The sequence below is a fragment of the Nocardia cyriacigeorgica genome (assembly GCF_010868145.1).
In the GTDB taxonomy this organism is placed as follows: Bacteria; Actinomycetota; Actinomycetes; order Mycobacteriales; family Mycobacteriaceae; genus Nocardia; species Nocardia cyriacigeorgica_D.
Genome location: NZ_JAAGUY010000043.1, coordinates 1 through 13,150, shown reverse-complemented (window position 1 = coordinate 13,150; position 13,150 = coordinate 1). Strand labels below are relative to the sequence as shown.

The window sequence follows — 13,150 nt, the reverse complement described above, 5'->3', positions numbered from 1 at the left end:
TCAGTTCAGACCGGCGTAGGAGTGCAGGCCGGACACGACCATATTGATGATGAACAGGTTGAACAACATCGCCACGAAGCCGGCGACGTTGATCCAGGCGGCCTTGGTGTCACGCCATCCGGAAGTCGCGCGGGCGTGCAGGTAGGCGGCGTAGAGGACCCAGGCGATGAACGAGCAGGTCTCCTTCGGATCCCAGCCCCAGAACCGGCCCCAGGCGGCCTCGGCCCAGATCGCGCCGAGGATGACGCCCGCACCGAACAGCGGGAAGCCGATGATGGTGGTCTTGTAGGCGATCCGGTCCAGGGTCCGGGCGTCGGGCAGGCGACGGGCGATGGCACCGAAGACATTCTCCGATTCGCCATCCTGCGGCTGACGGAGCCGGAACAGGAACAGCAGACTCGCTACACCGGAGACCATGAACACACCGCTGCCGACGCTGACGATCGTGACGTGGATCGGCAACCAGAACGACTTGAGCGCGGGCACAACGGGAGCGGCGTCGGCGTAGAGCACGGTGCCGGCCAGGAACATCAGGATCAGCAGCGGAACCAGCAGGAACACCCACATCGCCCGGTACTTCTGATCGCGCAGGAACACCAGCCCGACCACCGCGGTCGCCGCGGTCGCCATCGTGACGAACTCGTACATATTGCCCAGCGGGAACCGATGAGTCGCGAAGCCGCGCAACACGATCGAGAGGACGTGCAGCCCGACCGCGACGTAGAGCACGGAGAAGGCCATGTTGCCCAACCGCTCCGACAGCGGCAGCCGCGGCGCTTCGACGACCTTGCCGGGGACGGCCGGATCGAGCGTGAGGGTGTCGCCGCCGCCTGCGGGCACCAGTTCGCGCTCGACGACCTTGCGGGTGCGCACCGACGCGTACTGCACGATCAGCAGCACGAGCACCAGCGCGTACACGAAGATCGCGGACATGTACGCGAAGTCGCTATAGCGCGCGATGGTCTCGTCGATCTGCATCATCAATCTCCCGTGGTCTTCACATTCGGTGACGGCGTCGGCGCGTCGGGCGCGGCATCGTCGAGCAGACGTGCGCGCAACCGATCGAACTCCCCGCCCCACCCGGCCTGATCGGACCTGGCGAGTCCACCCATCTCTACTACGACGCGTCGTTGGTCAACGGTACCCGCTTCATCGGTGGCCGGGTAGACACGCAGCCAGATCCGGCGCCGCGACACCAGCAGCGACACCAGCAGACCCGCCATCATGGTCACCGCGCTCACCAGCACCCACTGCTGCGCCGGATCGTGCGAGACCTGCAGGTTGACGAATTCTTCCGCACCATCGAAGGTCACCACGGTCCCATTGGACAGCGTGGTCGACTCGCCAGGACGCAGGTTCACCCTGGCTTCCTTGGTGAGCCGTTCCTGACGGATCAGCTCCTGATCGAGGGCGAACAGCGACTGTGGGCGGCCGGTGTCCAGACCGGTGTCGCCGCGATAGATGTCGACGGCGACGGCAGGGTCGGTCATCTCCGGATAGGACGAGCTGAGCAGGGTGCCGTGCAGATTCGCGGTCGGCGCGAACAGGCCTTCGATCGCGATCTGATTGTTGCGACGCTCTTCCTCGCTCGGGAAGAGCCCGCCGGGCGGGTCGATGCGCAGCACACCGCTGGACAGGAAGGTGGTGGCGTCGTCGGGGCGCCACTGGACGGTTTCGGTGCGGGTCTCGCCATTCGGAAACTTCACCGTGAATGTCGGCGCGTAACCGTGTCCTTGCAGGTAGATACGGTCGCCCGCGACGCGCAGCGGGTGATTCACCCGGAGCTCGGTCTCGCTCCAGGTGCCGGTCGCCAGATCATCGCCTGCTTGGTAGGCAATGTTGGAGCGGAACATCTCGGCCTGGCCATTGTCGAGGTAGTCGGCGTGGAAGTCTTTGACCCGCACGCAGATCGGTGTCATCCCGGTGCCGTCGTTGGCCGATCCGGTACGGAACGAGTCGTACGCCGCGGGCGAGGTGCTGCAGAATCCGGGGCCGTTGTTCGCGATCACGATGACGCTGCCCTCGTAACCGAACAGCTTGCCCACCGCGATCGATATCAGCAGCCCGACCAATGCCAGATGGAAGACCAGATTGCCGAACTCGCGCGAGTAACCCTTTTCGGCGGACAGCGTGACCTCACCGTCGCGATCACCCGGCCGCACCTCGGTCCGCCAGCGGCGCAACTGCCCGCGCGCGTTGGCGATCACCTCGTCCGGGGTGCCCGTGACGGCGCCGGAATAGTGGTGCGGCAACCGCTTCAGGTTGCGCGGCACCCGGACCGGCGGGGTGCGCAGCGCGCGGTAGTGGTCGACAGTTCGCGGCAGGATGCATCCGACCAGCGAGATGAACAGCAGCACGTAGATCGCGGTGAACCACGAGCTGGAGAAGACGTCGAACAGCTGGAAGCGGTCCATCCACGGACCGAGTGTCGGCCGGTCGGCGATGTACTGGGTGACCTTCTGCTCATTGAGTTCACGCTGCGGCAGCAACGCGCCGGGAATGGCGGCCAATGCCAGCAGGAACAGCAGCACAAGAGCAGTGCGCATGCTGGTGAGTCCACGCCATGCATTGCGCACGAAAGCCAAGGCCCGACCTGGTAGCGATTGGCGCGGCGGACGCGCCGGAGCGTCGGGACGGTCGATCACGGTCATATCGGCAGCGTCACCTCGGAGACGAACGCGTCACGTACCCACGCCACGAACTGATCCCAGGCGCCGGTGACCAAGGCGATGCCGACAGCGACCAGCAACAGGCCGCCGATCACCTGGATGGTCCTGGAGTTACGGCGCAGCCAGCCGACCCCACGCAGCGCACTGGCGGATCCGAACGCGAGGATCACGAACGGCAGCCCCAGCCCGAGGCAGTAGGCCACGATCAACGCGACCCCGCGGACCGCCGTTGTGCCCTCGGTACCCGCTGCCACGGCCATCACACCCGACAGCGTCGGACCGAGGCACGGCGTCCACCCCAGCGCGAACACACCGCCGAGCAGCGGCGCCCCTGCGATGCTGGTCAGCCTGCGCGGTTCCATCCTGGTGTCCCGCTGCAACGCGGGAACGAGGCCGATGAACACCAGGCCCATCAGAATGGTGACGACACCGCCGAGCCGCATCAGCAACTCCCGGTTGACGTTCAACGTCTGGATTACACCGAACACGGTCGCCGTGGCCAGCACGAACACCACGGTGAATCCCGCGACGAACAATCCGGCCGCACCAGCGACCCGCATCCGGGCCGCCCGCACGGGGCTCCGTTCCGCCACAGCGACGGAACTCTCGGAAGCAGTCTTGCCGTGCGCCTCGGCCACCGTGACCGGCGGCGCTTCCGCACCGACCAGTCCGGCCAGATACGACAGATAGCCCGGTACCAGCGGCACCACGCACGGCGAGGCGAACGAAACGAGTCCGGCGAGCAGGCAGGCGCCGAGCGCCAGCAGCAGCGGCCCGGTCGCCGCCGTCTGCTGGAACGACTCACCCACCCCGGCCAGTACCGTCACGTCTGCTCCGGGTCGGCCGGCTTATCGGCGTCGCGGTCGTCATCCGTTGGTGCGGTGATCGGGACGGTGGGGGCCGTGCGATTTTCGAGCACCCAATGCCCGAGGGAGGAGCGAACCATCACCTCCGCGCGAACACCGCGGGGCGGACGGGTCGACGGGTAGCGGCGGCGGACCGCCGTCCGGCTGCGGACCGGTTTCATCGTCTCTCCTGTATGGCTTCCCGGAGGGAGTTCATCGACCCTCCGGCGCTTGGTTGACGGTCCCCCCGGCAGGTTCCTCGCGAGCGATGCTCTCGACGACAGGTTGTAGATCTTCGGCCAGCAGCGCGCGCAGGAAGACCGCGGCGACCCGGTGCTGACGATCGAGGACCAGCGTCGTCGGGATGACGCTGGTCGGGAAGTTGCCGCCCAGAGCGAGCAGCGTGCGCATGGAAGGATCGTAGATCGACGGGTACCCGACCTTGTTGTCGACGACGAAATCCTGCGCCTTGTCGCGCTGGGCATCGCGGACATTGATGCCGAGGAAGGCGACGCCGGAGTCCTTGGTTTTCTCGTAGACCTGCTCCAGCGCGGGCGCCTCGGCCCGGCAGGGCCCACACCACTGGCCCCACAGATTGATCACCACGACCTGTCCGGCGAAGTCCGACAGCGCGATATCGGAGCCCTCGTTCATCAGATCGGGGCCGGACAGCTCCCCGAGCGTGCCACGTGAGCTGGGCGGATCATAGAAGATTTCGGTCTTGCCGCCCGGCGAGACGAACTCGAAGGTGCCGCCGGACGCCACCGCGTCGTCCCCGGTCGCGCAGCCGGCCAGAGCCGCGGCGAGCAGGCAAACGCAGGCCAGCAGGACCGGCAGCAGCCGGGCCCGCCGTGGCGACACCTTCCTTGTCATGCGCCGTGCACCGTGGGATCCGAACCACCGGCAGGCTCGGAGTAGACGATGTCGACGAGGGTGTCGCCCTGATAGACCAGCGAGGTCAGCGAGGCCAGCGAGCACTGACGCTGACGCGGATCGTGCCATAGCCGCTGTCCCTGCAGGAACCGGCGCAATGTCCACACCGGCAGCTGATGGGAGACGAGCACCGCTTCACGTCCGGTGGCCTCGGCGCGTGCCTTGTTCACCGCGGCCAGCATGCGATGAGCGATCTGCAGGTACGGCTCGCCCCAGGACGGGGTGAACGGATCGCGCAGCTTCCACCAGTGCCGTGGCTTGCGCAGCGCGCCGTCGCCGACGGATACCCGCAGGCCTTCGAAGGTGTTACCCGCCTCGATCAGGTTCTCGTCGGTGCGCACGATCAGCCCGTGCTCGGCCGCGATCGGCTCGGCGGTCTCCTGAGCGCGCTGGAGCGGCGAGGCGATGACGGCGGCGATGTCGTGATCCGACAGTGCCCGCGCGACCGCACCGGCCTGGGCCCGACCCGATACCGACAGCCCGAATCCCGGCAGCCTGCCGTACAGGATGCCCTTCGGGTTGTGCACCTCTCCGTGGCGCAGCACGTGCACGATCGTCTCGATGGCGGTACCGCCATCGTGGATGCGCGGCTGCGACGCGGCGACCGGCGGGTTCGACTCCGCTTCGTCCGCGGCGTTCTCCGCAGCGGCAACGGCAGCAGCGGCTTCGAAAGCGGCGGTCTCGGCCGCGGCCTCGGCGACGACGGCTTCGGCGACCGCGGTCTCGGCGGCGGTGGTCTGCGCAATGGCCTCGGCGGCAGCGGCGGGATCGGATTCCGCGGCGGCCACGGCAGCGGCGGTCTCGGCGGCGGCCTTCGCGACGACCGCATCTGCGGCGGCCGTTTCGGCTACTGCCTTGGCCGCGGCGGCCTTGGCGGTGGCGGCGTCGACGGCCGATACCGCGTCAGCGGTGTTCTCGGTGGGTTCGCGCTCGGAATCGGGCTGGCTCACGCGCGGGTTCCTTCGGGTGTGGCGGCCGCGGCCGCGTGTGCGGCGGCGGGCAGGGCGGCGGCGATACGGGCGAATGCGTCCTCGTCGAGCGCCGCGGAAACGAACCACGCTTCGAACGCGCTCGGCGGCGCGTAGACCCCACCCTCGAGCAGGGCGTGGAAGAAGGCGGGATAACGCCAGGTCTGGCTCGCCTTGGCGGTGGCGTAGTCGATGACCGGGGAGTCGGCGAAGAACACGCTCACCATATTGCCTGCGAACTGAACCTGATGCTCGACCCCTGCCTCTGCCAGCGCCTCGGCGAACAGGACGCCGAGCCGTTCGGAGTTGCGGTCCAGCGTCGCGTACACCTCGTCGTCGGCCGCACGCAGTGTGGCCAGGCCCGCCGCCACCGCGACCGGGTTACCGGAGAGGGTGCCGGCTTGATAGACCGGGCCGAGCGGGGCGAGATGATTCATGATCTCGGCGCGGCCGCCGAAGGCCGCCGCGGGCAGACCGCCGCTCATCACCTTGCCGAAGGTGTACAGATCGCCTGCCACGCCGTCGAGTCCGAACCAGCCTGCCGGGCTGACCCGGAAACCGGTCATCACCTCGTCCATGATGAGCAGCGCGCCGTGCTCGATGGTCAGCCTGCGCAGGCCCGCGTTGAATCCGGGCAGCGGGGCGACCGCGCCCATATTGCCCGCGGCGGCCTCGGTGATCACGCAGGCGATCTCGCCGGGGTTCGCGGCGAACGCGGCGGTGACGGCGTCGAGGTCGTTGTAGGGCAGCACGATGGTGTCGGCGGCCTGCGCTCCGGTCACGCCGGGCGAGGTGGGCAGGCCGAGGGTGGCCACACCCGAGCCCGCGTCGGCCAGCAGCGCGTCGACATGCCCGTGATAGCAACCGGCGAACTTGATGATCTTGGTGCGGCCGGTGTAGCCGCGGGCGAGCCGGACCGCGCTCATGGTCGCCTCGGTGCCGGAGTTCACCAGCCGGACCCGGTCGACCGGCGCGACCCGACCCACGATGTGCTCGGCGAGCTCGATCTCGGCCTCGGTCGGCGCGCCGAAGGACAGTCCGCCGGTGGCGGCTTTCTGCACCGCCTCCACGACGGCAGGGTTGGCGTGCCCGAGGATCATCGGGCCCCAGGAACACACCAGGTCGACGTAGTTGTTGCCGTCCGCGTCGGTCAGCGTGCAGCCGTTGGCGGCGGCGATGAAACGCGGCGTGCCCCCGACCGAATTGAAGGCCCGCACCGGCGAGTTGACACCGCCGGGAATGACCGCAGTGGCTCGTTCGAAGAGCTGAGCGGAAACCGGCACCGTTGCCCTGGTCACGCGCGGAGAAGAACTCACGCGATCCAGTTTGGCAGCCGCATCCGATCCAGTCGACGACAGGGTGTAGTGGAGTGACCCACACCGCAGCGCAACACGCCCATGGCGCGTCCGCGCGAAATGATTCATCCCACGATGTCGGCTGCGTAGGGTGACGGGGCAGTTCGCACCACTTCCAGCATCTCGGTCGGGAGGCTCACCATGCGGATCCGCTCCATCAGCGCAGTTGTGTTCCCGGTAGTCGCTGCCACGGCCGTGTTCGGCGCCGGGTCGGCGTCGGCCGCCGATCCGATCATGGATCCCGAACAGTCGCGGGTCGGCGTGCATCTGAACAACGCGGAGACCGCCGCGCTGGCGGGTGGACCGATCCCGGCACTGGTCACCATGGTGGTGCCTGCCAACCGGATCGGCGCGGGCCTGGAAAGCGACACCAAGATCTACCGGGACGAGAACGGCGCCGTCTACGCGACGCTGCGCCAGATCGTGTCGGAGGCGGCGAGCAGACCGGACGGGACGGTCACGATCCTCGTCAATGCGCCCGGCACCCGCAACGGGCGGATATTCGACGTCTATCAGCACTGGAACTGATCGCGTCCGGCTGACCGGAACGCGATCAGCGCCGCACGATGCCGGTCAGGTGTACATGCACGGCACGGAGGCCGAGATGGTGTGCAGCATGCACATGATCTGGTTGTAGGCGCCTGCCGAACCGGTCTCGGGCGCGAACACCGCGGCCGGTGGTGCGGGTTCCAGCGGCAGGCCGGGTGCGGCGCCCGCGGGCGCCGAGGCACAACCGATCGCCGCGACAGCCGCGGCGGCCGCGCAGATTCTCATTACCAGCCGATTCATAGGGTCATCCTTCGCTGCGTCGTCCCCCGGGCCAGACCGTAGCCGAATCGGGTTCTGCCGCAAAAACATTCCGGTCGGAATGGTTCGCCCGCAGGCCGCGCACGATCCGGGTGACGAGATCGATCATCGCCAGCCCCGCAACCGCGATCAGCAATGCGGCCAACACCAGCCATGGACCGGAGTACCGGGTGGCGGTAAAGCCGGGCACCTCCCCCATCGGAGCGAATTCGGTCGTCTGCACGCCTTGACGCCAGCTGAACGCAGCCGCGACGACGCAGACCACCGCGAGCACGCCGTCGACGATCATCAGCACGGTTCGTCGGTTCATCGGTCGGCTCCGTTCTCGCCGGGACGCTGTCGCGGTGTTGGATCGGCGGCCTCCCGGGGCCCTCCGTGGTTACGCGGACTGCCTCCACCGTGTCCATCGCTCGACCGCGGCGTCCGCTTGTCCAGTGCGGCCGACAACGCGGCCCGCATGCCACGGTGATCGCGGGCCCACGCCTGCACCACATCGCCGTCGGTGCGCCGCAGGCCGATGCCGGTGCGGCGGCGCGGAACACCGGAGAGTTCACCGAGCGCACGCGCGGACTCCAAGGGCTCCTCGTCCCAGCCCTGCTCGTCGGCTTCGCCGAGGACCGCGTCGATGGCGTCCAACGGCAGCGTCTCGGTGCCGTTACGCAGGGCTTCGGGGGTGAGCTCGACGCTGATGTGTCTGCGCGCGGCAACCACCTGCAGCGCCACGAAGGCGGCGATCAGCGCACCACAGAACAGGAGGGCGAACCAATGCGGAGAGCTTCCTGTTGCGAGCTCGAGAACAAGGATGAGCAGGCACAATGCGGGCCCGTAGGCGACGGAACGCCAACGTCCACCCGGCTCGGCGAACAGGATGGTCGCGGAATCACTCGTGACAGCACCGCTCATGACAGCAGCGGGCGGGGCGAAATCAGCCGACGATGCTGGGGATCAGCAGGACAGCGACGGTGACCAGACCGAACAGGACCAGCAGGCTCAGGACGATGAGATCTCGCCGAACGCTCTGCGGCTGTTGGATCACCACTCGCATTACTGCCTCCGATCCTCCGGAGCAGTCTGCGCGACGTCCACATCCGAACGTTCGGGCGACAACTTCCGGTTCCCACTCCTGCTGTGACAACCCTCACGATACATGCCGTCGTACGCCGCACAAACTCGGCCGCCGCGCCGGAACCATTCACCGGCGGTTCATCTGGAAGTACTTGGTCGAGTCCGGACGGTGACTCAAATAGATGGCGCCCGCGGCGAGCACACCCTGCACAATCGCCGCGCCACCGGCCACCAGCGAGGCGATACCGCTCACCGCGTCCAGCGCGAACAACGATCCGATGGCCATGATCACGAGCCAGACGCCTGCGAAGGTCAGCACCACGCGCGCCCAGTTCTTGCCGCGCGCGAGTTGATGCACCACGAGCAGGCCGATCCCGGCGATCACAAGTCCGAAAACGACCACGAGCGCGAACGCGATCGTCACCATCAGCTCGGCGGTCGCCTGGCTGAACTGCGGGTCGGTCGCGCGCGCTTGTTCGAGCATGTCCTCGGTGAAGGTGGACCGCTGCTCGACCGCCGTGATCACCGAGGCGACCAACTGCACGATCCCGACGGCGATGGCACCCCACCACAACTGGCGTGCCGTGCCCACGTCCTCCGGCATGACGGGCGCCGGGTCGGAGTCCGGCGGTTTGGACATATTCACGTACGGCATGGTCACGACAGCCAGTGCGCCGCCTCGGCCGCCCAGTAGGTGAGCACGATGTCCGCGCCCGCCCTGCGGATACCGGTCAGCGATTCGATGATGGCGCCCCGGCGGTCGATCCAGCCGCGTTCGGCGGCGGCGGTGATCATCGCGTACTCGCCGGAGATCTGATAGGCGGCGACCGGCACGGTGGAGCGGTCCGCGACATCACGCAGGATGTCGAGATAGGACATGGCCGGCTTCACCATCACCATGTCGGCGCCTTCGGCCAGGTCCAGCTCCACTTCGCGAATCGACTCGCGGCGGTTGGCCGGGTCCTGCTGATAGGTACGCCGGTCACCGTGCAGCGACGATCCGACGGCCTCGCGGAACGGGCCGTAGAACGCGGAGGAGTACTTCGCGGCGTAGGCCAGGATCCCGGTGTCGAGGTGGCCCGCGGCGTCGAGGCCGAGCCGGATCGCGCCGACCTGACCGTCCATCATGCCGCTGGTGCCGAGCAGATCAGCGCCGGATTCGGCCTGGGCGATGGCCATATCGACATAGCGGTGCAGAGTGGCGTCGTTGTCGACCGAACCGTCGGCGGCGAGGACGCCACAGTGACCGTGATCGGTGAACTCGTCGAGGCAGGTATCGGCCATGATCACCGTCGACGAGCCGACCTCCTCGGCCAGCGCGCGCAGGCCACGGTTGAGGATGCCGCCCGGATCGCTTGCCTGGGTTCCGGCGGCGTCCTTGTCCTCCGGACGCGGTACGCCGAACAACATCAGGCCACCGACCCCCGCGGCGACCGCATCCACCGCAGCCTTGCGCAGCGAATCCATCGAATGCTGTTGGACACCCGGCATCGATCCGATCTCGCGCGGTTCATCGATGCCGTCGGCCACGAACATCGGCAGCACCAGATGCCGCGGCTGTAGCGATGTCTCCGCCACCAGCCGCCGGATCGCAGGGGTACGCCGCAACCGTCGCGGACGTTCCATTCCCGTCATGACCCGCACGATACGCCTGCTCGCCGCGTCGCGTTCGGTCGCATCCTGCACGGTTCCTGCCCGCTGGAGCGGGGACGAAATCCGCCGGTCACAGCACCGAAAACCGTTGCGCACGGCCAAGTTTGTCGGTGCAGGCGAGTAGAATCGAAGACATGTTCGAAGGGGCACGTGCCCCAGATCACCACGGGAGGGATGTCAGTGGCCATGAAGACCGCTCACGTTGATCACGTCCACGTCGCACCGGCACGCAGGCCGCTACCCGCGGGCAGGCCACGCTCCTGGTACGTCCTGCACAACCGGCGCCGCAAGGCGATGCGCCTTGCCATCGCGCTGCTGGATTCGGGCGTGTACGCCCCCGGCTACGCCAGCGATCGCAAGATCCGGGCCGCCGCGGAAACCGCCGGGGTACGACAGCCATCGGATGCCACCTGCGAACTGGTTCGTACCCTGCTACGCGCACATCGCTGATCGGCGTGGGCCTGCGCCGCGTCAGCCGCGCAGGCTCACCAGGATTGGGAATCGGGCGTCGAAAAGAGCCTTCCGGCCCGAGTTTTCGGTGTACAACACCTGTCGGCATCGCCATGCGCTGACTACGATCGGACTCCGTCCATGAGCGCGGGGACCACCACCGCTCGCCCACACACGAATTCGGACCAACGATGCCATCAGCAGATGCTCTGCACGCCATGCTGCTCGGATTCGCCGGCCGGATCCCGGACCGGCACCTGACCGACCTTCGCTACAGCCTCGGCCTCGGCGATCAACGGGAGGTCGCCTTCGCCGTCGAGGCGATCGCGCGCCGCCGCAAGGTCGCGCTACGCCCGGCCGAGGTCGCGCTGCTCGCGGAGATCCTAGGAATGCGTTTCACACGCTGGGACGCGAGGAACGAGCCTGCACCTGCACCGACCGATCGGGTGCCCTTCGAATTCACTCCGCTGCTACCGGAAGCCGTCGAACGATCCGGAGCACAGATGCCGCGCGCGCTCGACCTCACCGGCGTCACCGACTCAGGCCGCGTGGATCACCCGGCGGATGCGACCGATACCGCGTTGGTGCAAGCCGCGCGCGAACACACCGAGGTGATCGGCGTGTGGCGGTCCTGGCGGTATCCCTCCGAGCCGGATCAGCAGACATGGCCGCCGATCCATCGCCGGATCTACCTGATCGAGGTCGGCGACGGTGCTCGACCGTGGCTCATCGCGGCCGAACTGGCAGCGGCGCTGCATTCGGTAGGCGAAGCGGACGGGCAGGTCGAGGTGTACGCCACCGGCGAAGCGCTCCCGCGCTATCACCTCACCGCCCGCGCCCGATCGTGTCTGTTGTGGGCAGCCGACGACACCGCGCCACGAGTGCCTGCTCCGTTCACCGAGCATCCGGTCCGCTTCCCCGCAAACCATCCCCGCCTCGCCGACGGCGGGGCCGCGGTGCGTTATCTGCGCACAGCGCCGGTGGTGTGCCGGGCATCCGGCGGCGTGCGGGATACGGTCGAACCGGAATCCACCGCGGCCGTGCCGATGACGATCCGTACCGACGGCCGCTGGGTGTGGCCCGAAGCGGTCGCGCACTATCTCGACGAGTACGGCTTGGCGCCGGACCGCGCACTCACCGAGCACCTGCGTACCGCGGGGCCGCCACCGGCGTTCGTCGATGGCGTCGTCATGTTCCGGGCCGAGATCGTCGGGCGGGAACTGCCGGGTCCACGGAGCATGATCGGCGTCGATCCCTCACCACCGCAACGTCATCGGTACGCACCGGTGCCCGCCGTCGCCTTGCGGGTGGCGTGGTCGCGCCTACCGGAACGGCTCGATCTCACCGATCGATCCGGGATCGACGATCTGGACGACCTGTTGATCGACCGCGCCGATCACGCGGTACTCGCCGCCGTGCGTGAGATCAGTGCGGCCGTTGGCCTCTGGCGCTGCTGGCAGTACCCGGCGCATGAGCCCGCCGAGCGTGGCCACCGGCACTACCTGGTGGAAGTGAGTTCGATGAACGCCTTCCATCGTGATGCAGGCGCCCGGTGGATCGAGCGGACCATGATGTCGGCCACCCGGTTCGGCGGTCAGGAGGCCACGGTCGAGGTGCATGCCACCGGCGCCCCACGCTCTGCCGGCCAATCGCTGATCCACGACAACGGCGCGCTGTTGTGGGCACGCAGCCGACCGGAGTCGACAACGATCACCCGGGTCCGCGCGTTCGTGACGCCGAACGATCTGCAAGACGGTGTGCTGCGTTTCCGCGCCGAGATCGCCGCACAGGATCGACGTACGCCTGCCGCCGCCTACTGGTCCGAACTGCGTCGCAACCGCGGCGCCGTCAGCGAGATCGCGCCGGGCCCAGAACCCGAATCCACCGACCCGGACACATCCAGCCGCCCAGCCCGCCGGCCACAGGGCGAGATCGTACGCAGCATCGGAAAACTGGTCCTGCGTTCACTTTTCGCACTCCCGCTGGCCATCATCGGCTGGGTCCTGCTGGCCGACAACCCGACCGCCGCACGGTGGTACCTCGCTGTGGCGTGCGGCTGGTTCGTCGGGTCGCTGGTGCTCGGTCTCGTTCTGCTGGAACTGGGCTCACACCTGCAACGGCGCCCACACGAGGCCGTCGCACGGCTGCGCAGGCGTGCCGCCGCCGAACGCACACAGCGCCTGGAGAAATGGCAGCGCGCGGCGACCGGTTCGGTGATCGAACTGCCCGGCTCCTTGGCCGACCTGTACACCGAGTTGCGGCGCGCCAATCGCACACTCGCCATCCACACCCGTCCGCATCACGTCACCCGAACGGCAGTCGACGGCGCAGAGGCCGGACTATCGAGTTACCCCGTCGTCGACTATGTCCCGGCATCCGGTGGGGGCGGGGGGCGAGGTGGGGGT

14 protein-coding genes and 1 pseudogene are annotated in these 13,150 nt (G+C 68.0%); 3 read left to right on the top strand and 12 right to left on the bottom strand.

Going from position 1 to position 13,150, the window contains the following annotated elements; translation table 11 throughout:
* The 7 genes from ccsB to hemL form a co-directional block, all read right to left on the bottom strand.
* On the bottom strand, nt 1-978 hold the full coding sequence (gene ccsB, locus GV792_RS27560; RefSeq protein WP_163827926.1) for a c-type cytochrome biogenesis protein CcsB: 978 nt from the start codon (nt 976-978) through the stop codon (nt 1-3).
* A gap of 2 nt (nt 979-980) precedes the next feature.
* Nucleotides 981-2,651, bottom strand: coding sequence for a cytochrome c biogenesis protein ResB (gene resB, locus GV792_RS27555; RefSeq protein WP_163827908.1), 1,671 nt, complete (start codon nt 2,649-2,651; stop codon nt 981-983).
* The gene (locus GV792_RS27550; protein ID WP_163827907.1) at nt 2,648-3,496 is read right to left on the bottom strand and encodes a cytochrome c biogenesis CcdA family protein; all 849 of its coding nucleotides are present in this window, start codon (nt 3,494-3,496) and stop codon (nt 2,648-2,650) included. The genes resB and GV792_RS27550 overlap by 4 nt, the downstream gene beginning before the upstream one ends.
* A complete protein-coding gene (locus GV792_RS27545; protein ID WP_163827906.1) occupies nt 3,493-3,696 on the bottom strand; it encodes a hypothetical protein in 204 nt (67 codons plus the stop codon). The genes GV792_RS27550 and GV792_RS27545 overlap by 4 nt, the downstream gene beginning before the upstream one ends.
* A gap of 31 nt (nt 3,697-3,727) precedes the next feature.
* Nucleotides 3,728-4,387 (bottom strand): TlpA disulfide reductase family protein, encoded by a 660-nt coding sequence (locus GV792_RS27540; RefSeq protein WP_163827905.1) that lies wholly within the window; start codon nt 4,385-4,387, stop codon nt 3,728-3,730.
* Nucleotides 4,384-5,031 carry a histidine phosphatase family protein gene (locus GV792_RS27535; RefSeq protein WP_163827925.1) on the bottom strand — a complete coding sequence of 216 codons (648 nt, stop codon included), beginning with the start codon at nt 5,029-5,031 and terminating at the stop codon, nt 4,384-4,386. Before GV792_RS27535 ends, GV792_RS27540 begins: the two co-directional genes overlap by 4 nt.
* A gap of 362 nt (nt 5,032-5,393) precedes the next feature.
* On the bottom strand, nt 5,394-6,731 hold the full coding sequence (gene hemL, locus GV792_RS27530) for a glutamate-1-semialdehyde 2,1-aminomutase (protein ID WP_163827904.1): 1,338 nt from the start codon (nt 6,729-6,731) through the stop codon (nt 5,394-5,396).
* 180 nt (nt 6,732-6,911) lie between these two features.
* Here hemL and GV792_RS27525 point away from each other — a divergent pair, with 180 nt between their 5' ends.
* Entirely contained in the window at nt 6,912-7,298 is a 387-nt protein-coding gene (locus tag GV792_RS27525) for a hypothetical protein (RefSeq protein ID WP_163827903.1), read from the top strand.
* 45 nt (nt 7,299-7,343) lie between these two features.
* Here the strand turns inward: GV792_RS27525 and GV792_RS27520 are convergent, their stop codons facing one another.
* From GV792_RS27520 to hemB, 5 genes are all read right to left on the bottom strand, one after another.
* Nucleotides 7,344-7,559 carry a hypothetical protein gene (locus GV792_RS27520; protein ID WP_163827902.1) on the bottom strand — a complete coding sequence of 72 codons (216 nt, stop codon included), beginning with the start codon at nt 7,557-7,559 and terminating at the stop codon, nt 7,344-7,346.
* Between the two features lie 4 nt (nt 7,560-7,563).
* On the bottom strand, nt 7,564-7,887 hold the full coding sequence (locus tag GV792_RS27515; protein ID WP_163827901.1) for a hypothetical protein: 324 nt from the start codon (nt 7,885-7,887) through the stop codon (nt 7,564-7,566).
* Complete coding sequence (locus tag GV792_RS27510; protein ID WP_163827900.1) at nt 7,884-8,480, bottom strand: hypothetical protein; 597 nt, start codon at nt 8,478-8,480, stop codon at nt 7,884-7,886. The genes GV792_RS27515 and GV792_RS27510 overlap by 4 nt, the downstream gene beginning before the upstream one ends.
* A 289-nt stretch (nt 8,481-8,769) precedes the next feature.
* Nucleotides 8,770-9,282 carry a hypothetical protein gene (locus GV792_RS27505; protein WP_256668502.1) on the bottom strand — a complete coding sequence of 171 codons (513 nt, stop codon included), beginning with the start codon at nt 9,280-9,282 and terminating at the stop codon, nt 8,770-8,772.
* Between the two features lie 17 nt (nt 9,283-9,299).
* Nucleotides 9,300-10,277 (bottom strand): porphobilinogen synthase, encoded by a 978-nt coding sequence (hemB, locus tag GV792_RS27500; RefSeq protein WP_163827898.1) that lies wholly within the window; start codon nt 10,275-10,277, stop codon nt 9,300-9,302.
* A 204-nt stretch (nt 10,278-10,481) separates the two neighbouring features.
* Here hemB and GV792_RS27495 point away from each other — a divergent pair, with 204 nt between their 5' ends.
* Nucleotides 10,482-10,745, top strand: a complete 264-nt coding sequence (locus GV792_RS27495) for a hypothetical protein (protein WP_256668499.1) — start codon at nt 10,482-10,484, stop codon at nt 10,743-10,745.
* A gap of 191 nt (nt 10,746-10,936) precedes the next feature.
* A pseudogene (locus GV792_RS27490) lies at nt 10,937-13,150 on the top strand (hypothetical protein); the annotation flags it as partial.